The organism is Kitasatospora sp. NPDC022856 (genome assembly GCF_055561235.1).
Genome location: NZ_JBVHHE010000036.1, coordinates 25722 through 46288 on the forward strand (window position 1 = coordinate 25722; position 20567 = coordinate 46288).

Annotated in this window: 13 protein-coding genes and 1 pseudogene; all 14 read left to right on the plus strand. The window is 73.8% G+C overall.

Annotation, left to right across the window (positions count from 1 at the left end; translation table 11 throughout):
* The first annotated feature begins 192 nt into the window (after positions 1-192).
* The 14 genes and pseudogenes from ACZ34W_RS31495 (at position 193) to ACZ34W_RS31560 (ending at position 20369) form a co-directional block, all read left to right on the plus strand.
* Positions 193-1380, plus strand: a complete 1188-nt coding sequence (locus ACZ34W_RS31495) for a cysteine desulfurase family protein (RefSeq protein WP_329489700.1) — start codon at positions 193-195, stop codon at positions 1378-1380.
* Positions 1381-1424: 44 nt separating this feature from the next.
* The gene (gene mnmA / locus ACZ34W_RS31500) at positions 1425-2561 is read left to right on the plus strand and encodes a tRNA 2-thiouridine(34) synthase MnmA (RefSeq protein ID WP_465608962.1); all 1137 of its coding nucleotides are present in this window, start codon (positions 1425-1427) and stop codon (positions 2559-2561) included.
* Between the two features lie 228 nt (positions 2562-2789).
* Positions 2790-3314 (plus strand): LOG family protein, encoded by a 525-nt coding sequence (locus tag ACZ34W_RS31505; protein WP_352295281.1) that lies wholly within the window; start codon positions 2790-2792, stop codon positions 3312-3314.
* Between the two features lie 13 nt (positions 3315-3327).
* Positions 3328-4017 (plus strand): SDR family oxidoreductase, encoded by a 690-nt coding sequence (locus ACZ34W_RS31510; RefSeq protein ID WP_329489704.1) that lies wholly within the window; start codon positions 3328-3330, stop codon positions 4015-4017.
* 117 nt (positions 4018-4134) lie between these two features.
* Positions 4135-5163: a methionine synthase gene (locus tag ACZ34W_RS31515; RefSeq protein ID WP_465608965.1), complete on the plus strand. Its 1029-nt coding sequence runs from the start codon at positions 4135-4137 to the stop codon at positions 5161-5163.
* 22 nt (positions 5164-5185) lie between these two features.
* The gene (ligA, locus tag ACZ34W_RS31520) at positions 5186-7471 is read left to right on the plus strand and encodes an NAD-dependent DNA ligase LigA (RefSeq protein WP_465608983.1); all 2286 of its coding nucleotides are present in this window, start codon (positions 5186-5188) and stop codon (positions 7469-7471) included.
* Positions 7472-7843: 372 nt separating this feature from the next.
* Positions 7844-9397 (plus strand): annotated as a pseudogene (locus tag ACZ34W_RS31525) (putative bifunctional diguanylate cyclase/phosphodiesterase); the annotation flags it as partial.
* A gap of 364 nt (positions 9398-9761) precedes the next feature.
* The gene (gatC, locus tag ACZ34W_RS31530; RefSeq protein ID WP_280719380.1) at positions 9762-10058 is read left to right on the plus strand and encodes an Asp-tRNA(Asn)/Glu-tRNA(Gln) amidotransferase subunit GatC; all 297 of its coding nucleotides are present in this window, start codon (positions 9762-9764) and stop codon (positions 10056-10058) included.
* Between the two features lie 3 nt (positions 10059-10061).
* Positions 10062-11555, plus strand: a complete 1494-nt coding sequence (gene gatA, locus ACZ34W_RS31535) for an Asp-tRNA(Asn)/Glu-tRNA(Gln) amidotransferase subunit GatA (protein ID WP_329489708.1) — start codon at positions 10062-10064, stop codon at positions 11553-11555.
* The gene (locus tag ACZ34W_RS31540; protein WP_329489709.1) at positions 11552-11791 is read left to right on the plus strand and encodes a hypothetical protein; all 240 of its coding nucleotides are present in this window, start codon (positions 11552-11554) and stop codon (positions 11789-11791) included. Before gatA ends, ACZ34W_RS31540 begins: the two co-directional genes overlap by 4 nt.
* A gap of 80 nt (positions 11792-11871) precedes the next feature.
* The gene (gene gatB / locus ACZ34W_RS31545; protein WP_329489710.1) at positions 11872-13383 is read left to right on the plus strand and encodes an Asp-tRNA(Asn)/Glu-tRNA(Gln) amidotransferase subunit GatB; all 1512 of its coding nucleotides are present in this window, start codon (positions 11872-11874) and stop codon (positions 13381-13383) included.
* Positions 13384-13641: 258 nt separating this feature from the next.
* A complete protein-coding gene (locus ACZ34W_RS31550; RefSeq protein ID WP_329489711.1) occupies positions 13642-13800 on the plus strand; it encodes a hypothetical protein in 159 nt (52 codons plus the stop codon).
* Between the two features lie 119 nt (positions 13801-13919).
* Positions 13920-16970, plus strand: a complete 3051-nt coding sequence (locus tag ACZ34W_RS31555; protein ID WP_465608969.1) for a helix-turn-helix transcriptional regulator — start codon at positions 13920-13922, stop codon at positions 16968-16970.
* Positions 16971-17441: 471 nt separating this feature from the next.
* A complete protein-coding gene (locus ACZ34W_RS31560) occupies positions 17442-20369 on the plus strand; it encodes a putative bifunctional diguanylate cyclase/phosphodiesterase (RefSeq protein ID WP_465608985.1) in 2928 nt (975 codons plus the stop codon).
* Positions 20370-20567: the final 198 nt, after the last annotated feature.

The following is a 20567-nucleotide window of genomic DNA, read 5'->3' on the forward strand; positions in this document are numbered from 1 at the left end:
CCCCGGCCGTCCCGGCTTGGCCGCCGGCGGCCGGGCCGGTGCCCGGCGCCGCGGGTGGCGGGGGAGCGGCGGCCGGATGGCGGGCGGGTGGCGGACGGTTGGCCGGATCGGGGCGTTTGCGCGCGCTGCGCGGCGGCCGGATCCGCCGGGTGGCCCGAGCGGCGCGCGGTGGCCCTCTACAATCGGATGGTTATGCCATACCTGGACCATGCGGCGACCACGCCGATGCTGCCCGAGGCGATCGCCGCGATGACCGCGCACCTGGGGGTCGTCGGCAACGCCTCCTCCCTGCACGCGTCCGGCCGCCGGGCCCGCCGTGTGGTCGAGGAGTCCCGCGAGTCGCTGGCGGAGTCGCTCGGCGCCCGCCCCAGCGAGATCGTCCTCACCGGCGGCGGCACCGAGTCCGACAACCTGGCCGTCAAGGGCCTGTACTGGGCCCGGCGGGGGGCCGACCCGGCCCGGACCCGGGTGCTGTGCAGCCCGGTCGAGCACCACGCGGTGCTCGACGCGGTGCACTGGCTCTCCGAGCACGAGGGCGCCCGGGTCGACTACCTCCCGGTGGACGGCTACGGCCGGGTCCACCCGGCGGCGTTGCGCGAGGCGATCGAGCGGGACCCGGCCTCCGTCGCGCTGGTCACCGTGATGTGGGCCAACAACGAGGTCGGCACCATCCAACCGGTCACCGAACTGGCCGCGGTGGCAGCCGAGTTCGGCATTCCGATGCACGCCGACGCGGTCCAGGCGCTCGGTCAGGTGCCGGTCTCCTTCGCGGAGTCCGGGCTGACCGCACTCACCGTCACCGGCCACAAGGTCGGCGGTCCGTACGGCGTCGGCGCCCTGCTGCTGTCGCGCGGGGCCACGCCCGTCCCGCTGCTGCACGGCGGCGGCCAGGAGCGGGACGTCCGCTCCGGCACGCTGGACGCGCCGGCCACCGCGGGCTTCGCGGCCGCCGCCGCGCTCGCCGTCGAGCGGCGGGACGAGCACGCGGCGGTGCTCGGCGCGCTGCGCGACGAACTGGTCGCCTCGGTGCTGGCCGGCGTCCCGGACGCGGTCCTCAACGGCGACCCGACGACGCAGGGGCGGCTGCCCGCCAACGCGCACTTCTCCTTCCCCGGCTGCGAGGGCGACGCGCTGCTGATGCTGCTCGACGCCCAGGGCATCGAGTGCTCGACCGGCTCGGCCTGCTCGGCGGGGGTGCCGCAGCCCAGCCACGTCCTGCTGGCGATGGGCGTGGACCCGCTGCTGGCCCGCGCCTCACTGCGGTTCTCGCTCGGCCACACCTCCACCCGGGAGGACGTCACCGCGCTCGCCGGAGCCATCGCCCCGGTCGTCCAGCGGGCCCGCAACGCGGGGCTGGCGGCGGCCGCGCGCGCCCGGTAAATCCGGCCGGGCCTCCGCCGCGACCACGTACTCTTGTGGGCATCATGACTGACTTCCCCGGTGCCCCGACCGCCCCGTCCACTGGCCGCCTGCGTGTGCTCGCGGCGATGTCCGGCGGGGTGGACTCCGCCGTCGCCGCCGCCCGCGCGGCCGAAGCGGGGCACGAGGTGACCGGCGTGCACCTGGCGCTCTCCGCCAACCCGCAGTCCTTCCGCACCGGCGCCCGCGGCTGCTGCACCATCGAGGACTCCCGCGACGCCCGCCGGGCGGCCGACGTGATCGGCATCCCGTTCTACGTCTGGGACCTCGCCGAGCGGTTCCGCGAGGACGTCATCGACGACTTCGTCGCCGAGTACGCGGCCGGGCGCACCCCCAACCCCTGCCTGCGCTGCAACGAGAAGATCAAGTTCGCCGCCCTGCTGGACAAGGCGATCGCGCTCGGCTTCGACGCGGTCTGCACCGGCCACTACGCCCGGATCGTCGACCTCCCGGACGGCCGCCGCGAGCTGCACCGCGCCGTCGACGCCGCCAAGGACCAGTCCTACGTGCTGGGCGTGCTCGACGCCGACCAGCTCGCCCACTCGCTCTTCCCGCTGGGCGACACCACCAAGGACGTCATCCGCGAGGAGGCCGAGCGCCGCGGCCTGGCCGTCGCGAAGAAGCCGGACAGCCACGACATCTGCTTCATCGCGGACGGCGACACCCAGGGCTTCCTGGCCAAGCACCTCGGCCGGGCCCCCGGCGACATCGTCGACGCGGACGGCACCAAGCTCGGCGAGCACGACGGCGCCTACGGCTTCACCATCGGCCAGCGCAAGGGCCTGCGGATCGGCCGCCCGGCCGCCGACGGCAAGCCCCGCTACGTGCTCGACATCTCCCCGGTGAACAACACCGTCACCGTCGGACCCGTCGAGGGCCTGGACGTGACGGCCCTGACCGCGATCCGCCCGCGCTGGAGCGGGGCCGAGGCCGCGGCCGACGGCCGCTACACCGCCCAGCTCCGCGCCCACGGCGAGGAGGTCCCGGTCACGGCCGCCATGGTCGACGGCGAACTCCACGTCACCCTGGACACCCCCGCCCGCGGCATCGCCCCCGGCCAGGCCGTCGTCCTCTACGACACCACCCGCGTCGTCGGCTCCGCCACCATCGCCACCACCCACCGCCGCCCGGTCACGGCCTGAAACGGGTCCTCCCGGTCGGGGCGTGCCGTGTGTGCCGCTGTATCAGCGGCACCCACGGAAGACCAGCACGAGCGCGGCTGTGACGAGGTGCACCAGGGCGCTCGCGGACACGGCGCAGGCGCTCCAGCGACGTAGTGACTCCGGCGCGGTGACTCGGAGGCCGTCGCGGAGCCACGCCTCGGGAGGTGGGCTCACGCGTCGGCGGGGCGTGATAGACCAGTCAGCATTATGAACATCACTGTCTTCTGCTCCGCGTACTCGCTCGACGAGCGGTACTCCGCACCCGCCGCCGAATTCGCCCGTCTGCTCGGGGAGGGCGGGCACACCCTGGTGTGGGGCGGCTCCAACGCCGGGTTGATGGGGCTGCTGGCCGACGGGGTGAAGGCGGCCGGCGGCAAGCTGGTCGGGGTGCTGGTCGAACTGCTCCGGCACAAGGGCTACGAGGGCGCCGACGAGCTGGTGATGACCCTGGACCTCGCCGAGCGCAAGGCACAGCTGCTGATGCGCGCGGACGCCGTCGTCGTGCTGGTCGGCGGCCTCGGCACGCTGGACGAGGTGACCGAGGTGCTGGAGCTCAAGAAGCACGCGCTGCACGACAAGCCGGTGATCGTCCTGGACACCGAGGGCTTCTACGCGGGACTGCGCACCCAGCTGGAGCGGATGGACACGGAGGGCTTCCTGCCGCGGCCGCTCGGCGAGCTGATCACCTTCGCCGACACCCCCGCCCAGGTCTTCGAGCAGCTCAAGGCCTGAGAGGATCGGGACCATGGCTGCACATCTGATCACGGGCGCGGGCTCCGGCATCGGCGCCGTCCTCGCCGAGCGCCTCGCCGAACGCGGGGACGACCTCTGGCTGCTGGCCCGCGACGCCCGCCGGGCCGCGGAGCTGCGCGAGCGCTTCCCCGGGGCGCAGACCCTGGTCGGCGACCTCGGTACGCCGGCCAAGCTCTCCTGGGCCTTCGGCCACCAGGCGCTTCCGGCGGAACTCGACTCGCTGCTGCACGTGGCGGGCGTCGTCGAGCTGGGCCAGGTCGGCGAACTGCCGGTCAAGGCCTGGCAGGACACCCTGAACGTGAACCTGGTCGCGCCCGCCGAGCTGACCCGCCTGATGCTGCCCTCGCTGCGGCTGGTCAAGGGCCACGTGGTGTTCGTGAACTCCGGCGCGGGGCTCACCGCGCACGCCGACTGGTCGGCGTACGCGGCGAGCAAGCACGGCCTGAAGGCGCTCGCGGACTCGCTGCGCCACGAGGAGCACGCCGCCGGCGTCCGGGTCACCTCGGTCTACCCGGGCCGCACCGCGACCGCGATGCAGGTCAAGGTGCACCAGCAGGAGGGCCGGGAGTACGACGCCGACCGCTTCATCGCGCCCGAGTCGGTGGCGAAGGCGGTCCTGGCCGCGCTCGACGCCTCCCGCGACGCGGAGATCACCGAGATCACCGTCCGCCCCGGGAAGTGAGCCCCGGGAAGTGAGGCCGGGAAGTGAGCCCCGGGGACGTGGGTTCGCCGGCCCGAGCCCGGGCGTGGGAGGTCGGCCGGTCCGACTTCCCACGCCGGGCGCACTAGGCTCGGGCGGGTGAGCAACGGACACTCTTTCCCCGACCTGCGCGGCGCCGCCACCGGCGTCGGATCGCTGCCCGGCACCGACGCGCGGGAGGCCGCCAGGACGGCCACCGGGGCGCTGGAGCAGCTGCCGTTCCTGCCCGAGCTGCCCGCCCGCGGGCCGGGCGCCGACATGATCGGGCGCAGCGCCGGCCTGCTGGTCGAGCTGTTCGCGCAGACCGAGCCCAGCGGCTGGCGCTTCACCCACCGCCCCGGCCGCGACACCCGGCGGGCCCGTGCCTGGCTGGGCGAGGACCTGGACGCCCTGGAGGAGTTCACCCAGGGCTACCAGGGTGCGCTCAAGGTGCAGGCCGTCGGCCCGTGGACGCTGGCCGCCTCGATCGAGCTGAAGCACGGCGAGAAGGCGCTCGCCGACCCCGGTGCCCGCCGGGACATCGCCGGTTCGCTCACCGAGGGGCTGCGCCGCCACCTCGACGAGGTCCGCCGCCGGATCCCCGGCGCGGCGGTGGTGCTCCAGCTCGACGAGCCCTCGCTGCCCGCGGTGCTGACCGGCGGGGTGAGGACCGCCAGCGGCTTCCAGCGGCTGCGCTCGGTGGACCGCCAGGTCGCCGAGGAGGCGCTGCGCGAGGTGATCCGCAGCGTCGACGTACCGGTGGTGGTGCACTGCTGCGCCCCGGACGTCCCGATCCCGCTGCTGCGCCGGGCCGGTGTGGCCGGAGTCTCCCTGGACTTCTCGCTGTTGACGGAACGTGAGGACGAGCAGCTCGGCGAGGCGATCGAGGCGGGCACCGTGATCCTCGCCGGCGTGGTGCCGCCCACCGACGGAGCCCCCGCTCAATCAACGGCACTGTCCGACCCGGCCGGTAGTGTCCAGGGTGTCAGGACGTTGTGGCGCAGGCTCGGGTTCGCCCCGGAGCTGCTGGGCCGCCGTGTGCTGGTGACGCCCACCTGCGGGCTGGCCGGGGCCTCTCCGGCCCACGCGCGCAAGGCGCTGTCACTCAGTGTGAGGGCGGCCCAGAGCCTGGTGGACAACCCGGAATGAGAACGTAGGAGGGCTTGCGGTGGTGGCTGTCGAGGGCTGGGAGGAGATCCCGGCGGAGGTCCGCGGGCGGCACGCCGAGCTGGCGGCCGAGATCGAGGACCACCGCGCCCGCTACTACGAGCAGGACGCGCCGGTCGTCACCGATGCCGAGTTCGACGCGCTGATGCGCGAGCTGGAGGCGCTGGAGGCCGGGCACCCGGCCCTGCGCACCCCCGACTCGCCGACCCAGAGGGTCGGCGGCGCCGTCACCGAGCAGTTCGCGGCCGTCGAGCACCGCGAGCGGCTGCTCAGCCTGGACAACGCGATGGACGACGACGAGCTGGCCGCCTGGGCCGAGCGGGTCGCCACCGAGCTGGCCGGCATCGAGTACCACTACCTCTGCGAGCTCAAGGTGGACGGCCTGGCCGTCAACCTCACCTACGAGAACGGCCAGTTGGTGCAGGCCGCGACCCGCGGCGACGGCCGGGTCGGCGAGGACATCACCGCCAACGTCCGCACCATCAAGGAGATCCCGCACCGGCTCAAGGGCGACGACGTCCCCGCGCTGGTGGAGATCCGCGGCGAGGTCTACTTCCCCACCGACGCCTTCGAGGCGCTCAACGCCTCCTTCGCCGAGGAGAACGAGCGCCGCCGGCAGGAGAACGAGGAGCGCGCCAAGGAGGGCAAGCGGCCCCGGGCGATGATCCGGCTGTTCATGAACCCGCGCAACGCGGCCGCCGGTTCGCTGCGCCAGAAGGACCCGCACATCACCGCGTCCCGCCCGCTGCACATGGTGGTGCACGGCATCGGCGCCCGGGTCGGCTTCGACATCGACAACCAGTCGCACGCCTACCGGCTGCTGCACGACTGGGGCCTGCCCACGGCCCGGCACAACAAGGTGGTCGGCACGCTGGCCGAGGTCCGCGCCTTCATCGAGCACTTCGGCGCGCAGCGGCACTCGGTCGAGCACGAGATCGACGGCGTCGTGGTCAAGGTGGACGAGATCGCCCTCCAGGGCCGGCTCGGCGCGACCTCGAAGTCCCCGCGCTGGGCGATCGCCTGGAAGTACCCGCCGGAGGAGGTCACCGGCAAGCTCGCCGCGATCAAGGTCGGCATCGGCCGCACCGGCCGGGCCACCCCGTACGCGGTGCTGGCGGAGCCGGTGAAGGTGGCCGGCTCGATGGTGCAGTACGCGACGCTGCACAACCAGCAGATCGTCAAGGCCAAGGACGTCATGCTGGGCGACACCGTGGTGCTCCGCAAGGCCGGTGACGTCATCCCCGAGATCCTCGGCCCGGTGTACGACCTGCGGGACGGCACCGAGCAGGAGTTCGTGATGCCCTCGCACTGCCACGAGTGCGGCGCCGAGCTGCGCCCGATGGCGGAGGGCGACATCGACCTGCGGTGCCCCAACGCGCAGTTCTGTCCGGCCCAGATCCGCGAGCGGATCGCCTTCCTGGGCGGCCGGTCCGCGCTGGACATCGAGGGGCTGGGCTACGTCGCGGCGACGGCGCTGACCCAGCCGCTGGAGCCGGCCGAGGCGCCGGTCCGGGACGAGGGCGACATCTTCCGCCTCACCGCCGAGCAGCTGCTGCCGATCAGGGTGCTGGTCCGCGACCCGAAGACCGGCCTGCCGAAGCTCGACGACGAGACCGGCGAGGAGAAGGAGGTCTTCTTCTTCGCGACCACCACGGGCGCGGCCAAGAAGAACACCGGCCTGATGCTCGACAACATCGACCTGGCCAGGGAGCGCCCCCTCTGGCGCTTCCTCAACGGCCTGTCGATCCGGCACGTCGGCCCGGTCGCCGCGCAGGCGCTGGCCAGGGAGTTCCGTGACCTCGACCGGATCTTCGCGGCCAGCCAGGAGGAGCTGGCCGCCACCGAGGGGGTCGGTCCCGGTACGGCGCGCTCGATCGCCGAGTGGTACCAGGAGGAGTGGCACCGGGAGATCCTGGAGAAGTGGCGCGAGGCCGGGGTCCGCTTCACCGAGGAGGCCGGCGAGGAGCAGGGCGAGCGTCCGCTGGAGGGGCTGACGGTGGTGGTCACCGGCACGCTGGCCGGGCACACCCGGGACGGCGCCAAGGAGGCGCTGACCTCGCGCGGAGCGAAGGTGACCGGATCGGTGTCGAAGAAGACCGATTTCGTGGTCGCCGGTGACAATCCCGGTTCCAAGTTCGACAAGGCAGTTCAGCTCGGGCTGCCGGTCCTGGACGACGAGGGCTTCACGGTGCTGCTGGAGCAGGGGCCGGACGCGGCTCGCAGGCACCTGGGCCTGCCCGAACCGGAGGCCGTCGCCGGGGCCGCCGAGGAGCCCCCCGCCGAGGGGTGACCCGAACTCGGAGCCACCGAGTCCGTCTTGTTATCGTCCTGATGCGCCGTCACCGGGTGCCGCGCGGTGAAAGCGGGCATTGTGTCACTGTGCGGCACCGGAACGCGGTGGCGCGCTCCCGGTTGTCCGAAAGTCTGCCCGCCGGGTGGACCCCGGAATACCCTGGAGCGCAACAGAGTGTCAGCAGGGGTGGGGGCACCGGCTGAGCCGGTCTCCGCGGGGTCGCTCATGCCCGGCAGCTGCCGGCACCGGTACGGTGCCTCACCGTAAGGCGGCCTGACGGGGCGGGCCCGACGGAGGACAGGGCTTATGGATCGTACGACCGGCGGTGCGCCCACACGCCCGCCGCAGGGGGTGGCGGGTGCGGTCCTGCTGCTCGGAGTCCTGCTGGCCGGCGCCGCACCGCTCATCCCGCTGGCCGTCCTGGTCTACCGCTACGAGCCCGAGCTGCTGCCGCTGTTCGCGGTGCCGCTGGCCGTGCTGGTCGCGGCCTGGCGGATCGCCCGGGACCGTGCCCGTGACCAGCTCACCGACCCGCTGACGGACCTGCCCAACCGCCAGGCCCTCTTACTGGCCGCCCAGGAGGCCATCGCCGAGCACGAGCAGGGCTACAGCGTCGGGCTGATCCTGCTCGACCTCGACCGGTTCAGGTCGCTCAACGACACGCTCGGCCACACCGCAGGCGACCGGCTGCTGGTGCACATCGCCCGCCGGCTGCACCGCGCCCTGCGCTCCGGCGCGTCCGGCGGAGCGGGACGGGAGACGATCGACGACGTCTTCGCCGGGATGCCCCGGGACTACCGGCGCGGCCGCCCGATGGTGGCCCGGATGGGCGGCGACGAGTTCGCCGTGCTGCTGCCCGGCGTCGGCTGCCCCAACACCCTGGAGCGGGTCGCCAAGGCGCTGATCGCCGAGCTGGCCGCACCGATCCGGCTGGACGGGCTGCTGCTCGTCCTGGAGGCCAGCGCCGGCGTCTGCGTCTACCCGCAGCACGCCCAGGACGCCGAGTCGCTGCTGCGCCGCGCCGACGTGGCGATGGGCCACGCCCAGCGCGGCTGCACCTCCGTCGAACAGTACGACGAGGCCCAGGACGCCGACACGCCGTACCGGATCGGGCTGCTCGGCGACCTGCGGCGGGCGCTGGAGACCGGCGAGGTGCAGCTGCACTACCAGCCCAAGGTGGCCTTCGACGGCCGGGTGGTCGGGCTGGAGGCGCTGCTGCGCTGGGACCGGCCCGGCCAGGGCAAGGTCTCGCCGGACGAGTTCGTCGGGCTCGCGGAGTCCAGCGGCCTGATGCCCCGGCTGACCGACTACGTCCTGGAGGCGGCCGTCGGCCAGCTCGCCTCCTGGCGCGAGCAGGGCCTCCAGGTGCAGGTCGCGGTGAACGTCTCGCCGCGCGACGTGCTGAACCCGGGCTTCGCCCAGCGGGTCGCCGGGCACCTCGTCCGCCACCAGGTGCCGGCCCACGCGCTCCAGCTGGAGATCACCGAGCGGCTGCTGCTGGACGACTCCCGGCGGGCCGCCGACACCCTGGCCGAGCTGCGCGGCTACGGCGTCGGGATGTCCCTGGACGACTTCGGGACGGGCCACTCCTCGCTGGTGCGGCTGCGCAGCCTGCCGGTCGGCGAGTTGAAGATCGACCGCTCCTTCGTCTCCCGGATGGTCGCCGACGACCACGACGCGGCCGTGGTCCGCTGCTCGGTGGAGCTGGCCCACTCGCTGGGCCTGACCGTGGTGGCCGAGGGCGTGGAGGACGACGAGACCTGGGAGCGGCTGCACCGGATGGGCGTGGACGCCGTCCAGGGCTGGCTGGTCTCGGCGGCGCTGCCGGCCGAGCAGGCCACCGCCTGGCTCCGGGTGCACCGCACCGGCGCCCCGCCGGTCGAGCGGTTCGGCCCGGCGGGTCAACTGCCGCGGGTGATCCAGCCGGTGGTCAAGCCGGGGATCCAGCCGGTGCTGCCGCCGGTCATCCCGCCGGTGCTGCCGCCGGTGGTCCAGGCGGTGTCGGCGGCCCAGTTGGAGGTCCAGGCGCAGGGCACGCCGAGGTGGGTCCCGACGAGCCCGCAGTAGGGCGTCCGCGGCGGTCGCCGGCCCGGTCCCGGAGCGGGGCCGGGGCAGGGTGACCGCCCCGCGGGGTTACTCGTTGGCCGGTGGCCGGGCCGGGCCCCATAGGATGGGGTCCACAGACCAAGAGGACGGGAGCGCCGAGCCGGCTGCTCCTGCCCGGGCCCGGCACCGCCTGAGCGCGGCGCCGGGTCTCACCAGAACTCACACCCCTGAGGATCGCCGCATGCCTGGCATCACGCGCGAGGAGGTCGCCCACCTCGCTCGGCTGTCGCGTCTTGAGTTGCAGGCCGAAGAGCTGGACCACTTCGCCGAGCAGCTCGACGTGATCATCGGCGCGGTCGCGCGCGTTTCCGAGGTCGCCGGACAGGACGTCCCGCCGACCTCCCACCCCCTCCCGCTGACCAACGTCATGCGGGCGGACGTGGTGCGACCGTCGCTCACCCCGGAGCAGGCGCTGTCCGGCGCCCCCGCCGCCGAGGAGCAGCGTTTCCGTGTGCCGCAGATCCTCGGGGAGGACTGACCGATGACCGACCTGATCCGTTACACCGCGGCCGAGACCGCGAGCGCCATCGCCAAGGGCGAGGTCTCCGCCGTCGAGGTCGCCCAGGCGCACCTGGACCGCATCGGCGCCGTCGACAAGAAGGTCAACGCCTTCCTGCACGTCGACACCGAGGGCGCGCTGGACGCCGCCAGGGCCGTCGACGAGAAGCGCGCCAAGGGCGAGGAGCTGGGCCCGCTGGCCGGCGTCCCGCTCGCCCTGAAGGACGTCTTCACCACCAAGGGCGTGCCGACCACCTGCGGGTCCAAGATCCTCGAAGGCTGGATCCCGCCGTACGACGCCACCCTGACCTCGCGTCTCAAGGACGCGGGCGTGGTGATCCTCGGCAAGACCAACATGGACGAGTTCGCGATGGGCTCCTCCACCGAGAACTCGGCCTACGGCCCCACCGGCAACCCGTGGGACCTCAGCCGGATCCCCGGCGGTTCCGGCGGTGGCTCGGCCGCCGCGCTGGCCGCCTTCGAGGCCCCGCTGGCGATCGGCACCGACACCGGCGGCTCGATCCGCCAGCCCGGCGCCGTCACCGGCACCGTCGGCGTGAAGCCCACCTACGGGTCGGTCTCCCGCTACGGCCTGGTCGCGTTCTCCTCCTCGCTGGACCAGGGCGGTCCGTGCGCCCGCACCGTGCTCGACGCGGCGCTGCTGCACGAGGCGATCGCCGGCCACGACCCGCTGGACTCCACCTCGATCGACGCGCCCGTCCCGGCCGTGGTCGAGGCCGCCAAGCTGCGCGACGTGCGCGGCATGCGGATCGGCGTGGTCAAGGAGTTCGCCGGCGAGGGCTACCAGGCCGGCGTCATGCAGCGGTTCAACGAGTCCGTCGAGCTGCTGCGCGAGCTGGGCGCGGAGGTCGTCGAGGTCTCCTGCCCGTCGTTCACCCTGGCGCTGCCCGCGTACTACCTGATCGCGCCCAGCGAGGCCTCGTCCAACCTGGCCCGCTTCGACGCGATGCGCTACGGCCTGCGGGTCGGCGACGACGGCACCCGCTCGGCCGAGGACGTCACCGCCCTCACCCGCGAGGCCGGCTTCGGCCCCGAGGTGAAGCGCCGGATCATCCTCGGCACCTACGCCCTCTCCTCGGGCTACTACGACGCCTACTACGGCTCGGCCCAGAAGGTGCGCACGCTCATCTCGCGCGACTTCGACACCGCCTTCGCCGGCGTGGACGTGCTGGTCTCACCGACCACGCCGACCACCGCCTTCCCGATCGGCGAGCGCGCCGACGACCCGATGGCGATGTACCTGGCCGACCTCTGCACGATTCCGTCGAACCTCGCGGGCAACGCGGCCATGTCGCTGCCCTGCGGGCTGGCGCCGGAGGACAATCTCCCGGTCGGCCTGCAGATCATCGCACCCGCGATGGCGGACGACCGCCTGTACCGCGTGGGCGGCGCCGTCGAGGCCGCACTCAACGACAAGTGGGGGCACACCCTGCTGGAGGAGGCACCGGCACTGTGAGCAAGCTCGAAAAGGCGAAGGGCTTCAAGCACTCCAAGCCCGGCCTGTGGCTGTCCATCGGCACCAGCACGTTCGGCGCGGTCTCGATCGTCAAGGACATCCGGAAGGCGCGCGGCGAGAGCGACACGCTCAAGCTGATCAACGCCCTGGTCGGTGCGGCGGCGCTGGTCACCGGCACCGCCCTGCTGGTGCGCGAGTTGCGCCGGCTCGGCGACGACGACGTGCTGCTGGGCTGAGAACGCCCTCGGCCCGGCCGCGCACCCGACCGTGCGCGGCCGGGCCCGTACCTCCACAGACTTTTAGCGAAGGGGACGCTGTGAGCGTCATGAACCTGGTCTCCTACGAGGACGCTCTCGCGTCGTACGACCCGGTGATGGGCCTTGAGGTCCACGTCGAGCTGGGTACCAAGACCAAGATGTTCTGCGGGTGCTCGACCGAACTGGGTGCCGAGCCGAACAGCCAGGTCTGCCCGACCTGTCTGGGCCTGCCCGGCTCGCTGCCGGTGGTCAACGCCATCGGCGTCGAGTCGGCGATCAAGATCGGCCTGGCGCTGAACTGCGAGATCGCCGAGTGGTGCCGGTTCGCCCGGAAGAACTACTTCTACCCGGACATGCCGAAGAACTTCCAGACCTCGCAGTACGACGAGCCGATCGCCTTCAACGGCTACCTCGACGTGCAGCTGGAGGACGGCTCGACCTTCCGGGTGGAGATCGAGCGCGCCCACATGGAGGAGGACACCGGCAAGTCCAGCCACGTCGGCGGCGCGACCGGCCGGATCCACGGCGCCACGCACTCGCTGCTCGACTACAACCGGGCCGGCATCCCGCTGATCGAGATCGTCACCAAGCCGATCGAGGGCGCCGGCGAGCGGGCCCCCGAGGTCGCCAAGGCGTACGTCGCCGAGCTGCGTGAGCTGATCAAGGCGCTGGGCGTCTCCGAGGCCCGGATGGACAAGGGCCAGATGCGCTGCGACGTCAACCTGTCGCTGCGCCCCAACGGCACCGAGAAGTTCGGCACCCGCTCCGAGACCAAGAACGTCAACTCGCTGCGCAGCGTCGAGCGGGCCGCCCGGTTCGAGATCCAGCGGCACGCCACGGTGCTGGGCGACGGCGGCACGATCGTCCAGGAGACCCGGCACTTCCACGAGGAGGACGGCAGCACCACCGCCGGCCGGATCAAGGACAACGCCGAGGACTACCGCTACTTCCCCGAGCCGGACCTGGTGCCGATCGCGCCGTCCCGCGCCTGGGTGGAGGAGCTGCGCGCCGGTCTGCCCGAGCTGCCGCGGGTGCGCCGGGCCCGGCTGCAGGCCGAGTGGGGCCTGACCGACAAGGACATGCAGTCGGTGCTGAACGCCGGCGCGGTCGAGCCGATCCTGGAGACCATCGCTGCGGGCGCCCCGGCCGACCAGGCCCGCAAGTGGTGGATGGGCGAGCTGGCCCGCCGGGCCAACGAGACCGGCACCGAGCTGAGCGAGCAGCCGATCACCCCGGCGCAGGTCGCCCGGGTGACCGCGCTGGTCGCCGAGGGCAAGCTGAACGACAAGCTGGCCCGCCAGGTCATCGAGGCCGTGCTGGCCGGTGAGGGCGAGCCGGACGAGGTCGTCGAGAAGCGCGGCCTGGCCGTCGTCTCGGACGACTCCGCGCTCGGCGCGGCCGTCGACGAGGCCATCGCCGGCAACGAGGCGATCGCCGCCAAGATCCGCGACGGCAAGGTCGCCGCGGTGGGCGCGCTCGTCGGCGCGGTCATGAAGGCCACCCGCGGGCAGGCTGACGCGGCCCGGGTGAAGGACCTCATCCTGGCGAAGCTCGGCGTGGAAGGGCAGTAGGCACTACCTGAAGAAGCTCGGTGCCGACCGGATCCGACCACGGTTTCTAAGGCATCTAAGGCTTTCTAAGGTGCCTTAGTGCGCTCAGGGCCCGGATCCACCCCCTAAGTGGGGTGGATCCGGGCCTTTGCCGTTCCCGGCCGCCCGACCTAAGGCGCAGGCCGCCCGGAACATCGGGCAAGGTGCCGATGTGGCACACCCCCCTGGGGGAGGAGGCTTTACCTCAGAACGAGAGAGACCACCACGAGGGGAAACACCGTGTTCGAGTACGAGCTCATCCAGCACCAGGTGCGGGAACTCCACGCCCAGGCCGACCACCAGCGCCTGGTCCGCGAGGCCAAGGGCGACCGCCGCGGCCTGCGCCGACTGCCCGCCGTCCGCTCCGAGCGGCGCGCCGCGCGTCTGCGCGAGTGCTGACGGGTCGACACCCGGCCGGGGCCGGGACGGAGATGGAAGGGGAGGTGCGATCCAGCGCCTCCCCTTCCGGGCGTCCGAGGGCCGGGATAACCGATCGGCCCGGCCCGGACGGTTATGGCATGCTCGCCTCCATGCAGCAGATATCGGTGAGTCCCGTCTTCGTCGGCCGCGGCACCGAGATCACCGAACTGGGCGAGGCGCTGCGGCGGGCCGGGGAGGGGAAGCCGCAGACCGTCCTGATCGGCGGCGAGGCGGGCGTCGGCAAGACCAGGCTGCTGGAGGAGTTCCTCGACCGGTGCTGCGCGGACGAGGGCGTGGTCACCACCGTCGGCGGCTGTCTGGAGGTCGGCGCCGAGGGGTTGCCGTACGCGCCGCTGGCCACCGCGCTGCGCCGGCTGCACCGGGGGCTGGGCGCCGAGCTGGAGGCCGCCGCGGCCGGAAGCGAGGGCCACCTCGCCCGGCTGCTGCCCGACTTCGGCGAGGCCGACGGCGAGCCCAACGACGAGTACGGCCGGGCCCGGCTGTTCGAGCACACCGCGAGGCTGTTCGAGCGGCTCGGCACGGACCGTACCCTCGTGCTCGCGGTCGAGGACCTGCACTGGTCCGACCGTTCGACCCGGGAGCTCTTCACCTACCTGGTCCGCACCCTGCACCGGGCCCGCGTGCTGCTGGTGGCCACCTACCGCACCGACGACCTGCACCGCCGCCACCCGCTGCGGCCCTTCCTCGCCGAGCTGGAGCGGCTGCGCACCGTCCAGCGGATGGAGCTGGAGCGGTTCGGCCCGGGCGAGGTGGCCGAGCAGCTGGCCGGCATCCTCGGCACCGCCGACCCCGACCGGCAGCTGGTCGACCGGATCCACCGCCGCTCCGAGGGCAACCCGTTCTTCGTCGAGGAGCTCGCCACCTCCTTCCAGTCCGGCTGCTCGGCCGGGCTCACCGACTCGCTGCGGGACATCCTGCTGGTCCGGGTCGAGGCGCTGGACGAGGAGACCCAGCGGGTGCTGCGGATCGCCGCCGAGGGCGGCTCCTACGTCGAGCACGCGCTGCTGGCCGCGGTGCTGGACGACGAGGAGGAGCTGATCGAGTCGCTGCGCGCGGCCGTCGGCGCCAACATTCTGCGCCCGGACACCGACGGGGACGGCTACCGGTTCCGGCACGCCCTCGTCCGGGAGGCGGTCTCGGACGACCTGCTGCCCGGCGAGCGGCACCGGATCAACCGCCGCTTCGCCACCGCCCTGGAGCAGCAGCCGCACCTGGTCGGCTGCGACGTCCGGCCGGCCCGGCTGGCCAACTACTGGTACCACGCGCACGATCCGGTCCGGGCCCTGCCGAGCGCCCTGGACGCCGCCCGGGCGGCCCGCCGGCGCAACGCCTTCGCCGAGCAGCTGCGGATGCTGGAGCGTGCCCTGGAGCTGTGGGACGAGGTCTCCGAGGACGTCCTGGCGCACACCCTGCGCCCCTACGACTGGGCCGAGACCTACCCGCCCTGCTCCTGCGACGTGGACACCCACGACGGCGACTGCGAGCGGCTGCAACTGGTCGACGTCCTCGCCGAGGCGGTGGTCGCGGCCCGGCGCAGCGGGGACCGCGAGCGTGGGCTGAGCCTCTCCCGGCGGGCGCTGAAGCTGGTCGACGAGAAGCGTGACCCGGCCCGGGCCGCCTGGTTCCGGATGAACCGGGCCCGGATGTTCGGCCACCTCAACCGCTCCAAGGACCAGGACGAGGCGGCCTACGCCCGGCGGCTGGTCGAGCACCTGCCGCCGTCCGCGGTGCAGGCCGAGGTGTTCGCGCTGAGCGCCGGCATCGCCATGCTCAACAACCCGACCGGCGAGAGCGTCGAACTCGCCGAGCGGGCCGCGGCGATCGCCCGCCAGGTCGGCGCGCACGCCGTCGAGCAGCACGCCCGGATGACGCTCGGCACGCTCCGCCACGACCTGGGCAACGACCCCGAGGCCGCCGTCACCGAGCTGACCGAGGCGCTCGCCGCCACCCGTGGGCTCGGCGTCCCCGACCTGATGCTCCGCGGCCTCAACAACCTGGCCAGCCTGCTGCAGTCGCTCGGCCGCGCGGAGGAGGCGGTGGCGCTCGCCCGCGAGGGGCTGGAGACGGCGGACGGCACCGGCCTGCTGCGCAACATCGGCACCCTGCTGCTCGGCAACCTCGCCGAGGCGCTGCTCGACCTGGGCCGGACCGGGGAGGCGGCCGAGCTGCTGGCCGGCGCCGAGCGGACCCAGTACCCGGGCAGCCACGCCGAGTTCCTCGACCGGCTGCGGGGCGAGCTGGCCCTGCTGCGCGGGGACCTCCCGGCGGCGGCCGGCATGCTGGCCCAGGCCCGGGCCTCGGACCGGGTCTGCCAGGTCCAGCACTCGGTGCCGATCTCCCGGCTCGCGGTGCTGATCGCCGCCCGCGGTGGGCGGCCGCTGGAGGCGCGGGCCGAACTGCTCGCGGTGATCGGGGGCCCCGTTCCGGCCGGGAACGAGGCCGCGCTCTACCCGCTGCTGATCGACGGGGCCGCGGCCGAGGCCGACGGCCGGGGCCTGCCGGAGGCCGATCCGGGCCGGCCCGCGGTGCTGGCCAGGATCGCCGAGGTGGCCGCCGGGCTGACTCCCAAGGCGCCGCTGCACCACGGCTGGGCGCGCCTGCTGGAGGCCGAACTGGCCCGGGCCGAGGGCCTGGACACCCCGGCGCAGTGGGCCGTCGCCGTCGAGGCGCTGCGGCCGGCCGGGCTGCCCGGCCCGCTGGCGGCGGCCCTGCTGCGGGCCGGCGAGGCCGGGGTGCTGGCCGGCGACCGCGAGGCCGGGGCGGCCCTGCTCCGCGAGGCCCGGACGCTGGCCCGGGCCCGGTCGGACAGCGCGCTGCTGGCCGAGATCAACGGCCTGGCCGAGCGGGCCGGTCTGGCGCTGACCGCCCGTGCGGCGAGGGCCGCCGCGGTGCCCGCGGTCGGCGACTCCTTCGGGCTCACCCCCCGTGAGCGGGACGTGCTCCGGTTGCTCGCCCGGGGCCGTACCAACCGGCAGATCGCGGAGGAACTGTACATCTCGCCGAAGACCGCGAGCGTGCACGTCTCCAACATCCTCGGCAAGCTCGCGGTGGCCGGCCGGGGCGAGGCCGCCGCACTGGCGCACCGCCTGCGGCTCTTCCCGGACGAGCCGGCGCTGGCCGGCCGCTGACCCGCACGCTCGCCGGTGACCACCGACCGGACCTGCCCGGACCGGCCGGTGGTCGCCGGATCCCGCCGCGTGCTCCCGTGCGCGCCGCGTGAGCCCCCGCCCGCACGCCCCCGCCAACCGGCCCGATCCGGCGGAATCGGGTGCATTTCACCACCCTTTCACCATTACTCTAAGTTGAGTGTGCGTGTCATTGAGTGACCAAAGTGGTGTAGGGTCCCGAGTGGGAACATCGGTGCGGTGCGTCGGCCGGCAGGCCGCCCACCCCCTGGGCCATCGCCCTGACGGGGCGCCTGGTCACCGCGTACGGCCATCAGGTGCGCGGCCGGTGGCCCGTGGCCGGGGCGCCAGGCTCCGGGTCGGAGGGGGAGAGGCCGAGTGAGCTCCACCGATGCGGTGCTGCCCGGAGCCGGACGGTCGGGCGTACCGGACGCCGACCTGTCCGCAGCCGTCCGGCGTGGCCCGGTCCGCCGACTGCTGTACAGCCGATCCCTGCCCGGCACCGTGCTCGGCGCCCTCTGCCTGGCGTACGCACTGGGCGCCTCCCTCGGCTGGGGGTCACGCCAACTCTCCGTCTTCATGGGGGACTTCGGCCTGGCGGCGGCCGCGCTCGCGGCCGCGCTGTCCTGTCTGACGTACGCCTGTACCGTCGGCGGCCCGGCCCGCTCGGCCTGGCTGCTCTTCGGCCTCTCCTCGCTCATGGTCGCGTTCGGCAACGCCACCTGGGGCTGGTACGAGCTGGTCGAACCCGGCAAGCAGCCGCAGGACTCGCTCGCCGAGTTCGCCTTCCTGCTGTTCGCCCCGCTCGCCATCACCGGCGTGCTGGTGCTCTCCCAGCGCCCGCGCAGCGCCGCCGGCTGGCTCTGCCTGCTGCTGGACGGCTGGCTGGTGGCCGGCTCGCTGTTCACCCTGAGCTGGAGCCTGGCACTCGGCCGGATCGCCGCCGGCGCGGACGGCTCCGTGGTGGCGCTGGCGACCAACCTGGCCTACCCGGTGCTGGACATCCTGCTGGTCAGTCTGGTGGTCGGGCTGCGCTTCGGCGGCCGCGACGGCAACCGGGCCGCGGTGCACACCGCGATGATCGCGCTCGCCGTGACGGTGCTCTGCGACGCCCTCTTCACCTCGCCGGAGCTGAAGAGCAACTACCACTCGGGGGAGCTGCTGGACGCCGGCTGGTTCGCCGGCAGCCTGCTGCTGGCCTGGGCCCCGTGGTCGCCGCGCTGGCGCCGTCCGCTGCGCGAGCACCCCTCGGTCGGCGGCCTGCCGCGCCGCCGGGTGGCCACCACCTTCAGCGCGCTCACCCCGTACGCGGCGGCCGCCGTCTGCACCGCCGGGATCCTCTACAACGCCCTCGGCGGGCGGCCCCTGGACCGGGTGGTGGCCGCGGCCGCCTGCACCGTCGGCCTGGCGCTGATCCTGCGCCAGGGCGTGATGCTGCTGGACAACCTCTCGCTGGCGCAGGAGCTCGCCCACAAGGAGGCGCACTTCCGCTCCCTGGTGCAGGGCTCCAGCGACGTCATCATGATCGCCGGCGCCAACGGCGTGCTCTCCTACGTGTCCCCGGCCGCGCTCGGCGTCTACGGGCGGGATCCGGAGGAGCTGGTCGGCGGCAACCTGCTGGACCTCGTGCACCCCGAGGACGTGGACCGGGTGCTCGCGGAGGTCCGCCGCTTCCTGGCCCGGGGCCGGCTCGCCGCGCTCCGCTCGCCCGCCGCCGCCGAGCCGTCCGCGGCCCGGGTGGAGTGCCGGATCAGCTCCGGCGCCGGCGAGTGGCTGCACGTCGAGTCCACCGTCAACCGGTACCGCGACGGCCTGATCCTGAACAGCCGGGACGTCACCGAACGCGTCATACTGCAGGCCCAGTTGCAGCACAACGCCTTCCACGACCCGCTCACCGACCTGCCCAACCGGGCGCTGTTCGCCCAACGGCTGCGCGCCGCCCTCGCCACCCGCGGCCAGCAGGGCGGCGCGGGCGCCGGGATCGCCGTGCTCTTCCTCGACCTGGACGGCTTCAAGGCGGTCAACGACAGCGCCGGCCACCAGGTCGGCGACGAACTGCTGGTGCAGGCCGCCCGCCGGCTGCAGGGCGCGGTGCGCAGCGGCGACACCGTCGCCCGGTTCGGCGGGGACGAGTTCGCGGCGCTGGTCTGCGGCCCGCTCGGCCGGCTGCAGGTCCAGGAACTCGCCGAGCGGCTGCGGATCGCCCTCTCCGAGCCGTACTGGATCGGCGGCGCCGAACTCAGCGTCGCGGCCAGCATCGGCATCTCCTTCGGCACCCCCGAGCGCGGCCCGGCCGCCGATCCCCGGGCCGCCACCGACGAGCTGATGCGCAACGCCGACCTCGCGATGTACCGGGCCAAGTCCGAGGGCAAGGGCCGGGTGGTGCTCTACACCCCGGCGATGCGGGCCGACCTGGAGCGCCGCACCGAGCTGGAGGAGCGGCTGCGGGTGGCCGTCCGCGAGGGCGGCTTCACACTGCTCCACCAGCCGGTGGTGGACCTCGGGACCGGCGCCGTCACCGGCGTCGAGGCCCAGGCCCGCTGGCGCTCCGCGCAGGGCCTGCTGCTCACCCCCGCCGAGTTCCTGCGCTCCGCCGAGCACGGGGACGCGGCCACCCGGTTCTCCCGCTGGCTCATCCACGAGGCGGTGACGGCCGCCGCGCTGCGCCGCGGGCTGCCGGCGAGAACCCGCTCGGCGCCGGCCCCGGTGCCGGTGTCGGTCCGGCTCTCGGCGCAGCGCCTCTGCTCGCCCGGCATGTACGAGGCGGTGGTCGCGGCGCTGCGCGACACCGGGCTGCCGGCCGGCCACCTGGTGGTCGAGGTGGCCCGGATGGGCCCGGACGCGCTGGCCGACGAACTCGGCCGCCGGCTGGCCGCGCTGCGCCGGCTCGGCGTCTCGACCGCGCTGGCCGGCTTCGGGGCGGGCAACGGCTCGCTGGGGGCGCTCGCCCGGCTGCCCTTCGACAGCCTCAAACTGGACCGCACGCTGGTCCAGGACCTCGGTGACTCGCCGCTCGGCCGGACGCTGGCCGGGCACGCGCTGCGGCTCGGCCGGGACCTCGGCCTGGTGACCGCGGCCGAGGGGGTGGACCTGCCGCGCCAGGTGGCCGTCCTCCAGGAGCTTGGCTGCCGGCAGGGCCAGGGGTCGGCCTTCGCCCCGCCGCTGGACGAGACCCGGCTGCGGCGGGCGCTGGTGCGCCGTTCCTACCCGCTGCCGCGCCCGCTCGGCTCGCTCTCGGCGCGGCGCGCGTACCTGGCCGCGGACACCCGGACGGGTGGCCGCGGCGAGCCCGGCGCGGGCCGGTCCGGGCCCCCTCACAGCCCCTCCGACCTGCCCGAACACCGGGCCGCCGCCGGCCCGGGGCACGGTCCGCATGGCGAGACTGTCGTCCCACCTGCTTGACAGTCGACCCCGCACGGGAGGAAGGTCGTTGCCATGCGCACCCGAATTCTCGTACTTGGCGGGCGCGTCGGCTGAGCGGGCGATGCCCCGCTCGTGACAGACCGACGCGCCACCCCTCGCATGCCCTTGGCACGAGGGGTTTTTTGTTGCACTGACGCTGTTCCACTCCGCAAGACCACTGGCCCCGGCCGCCCGATT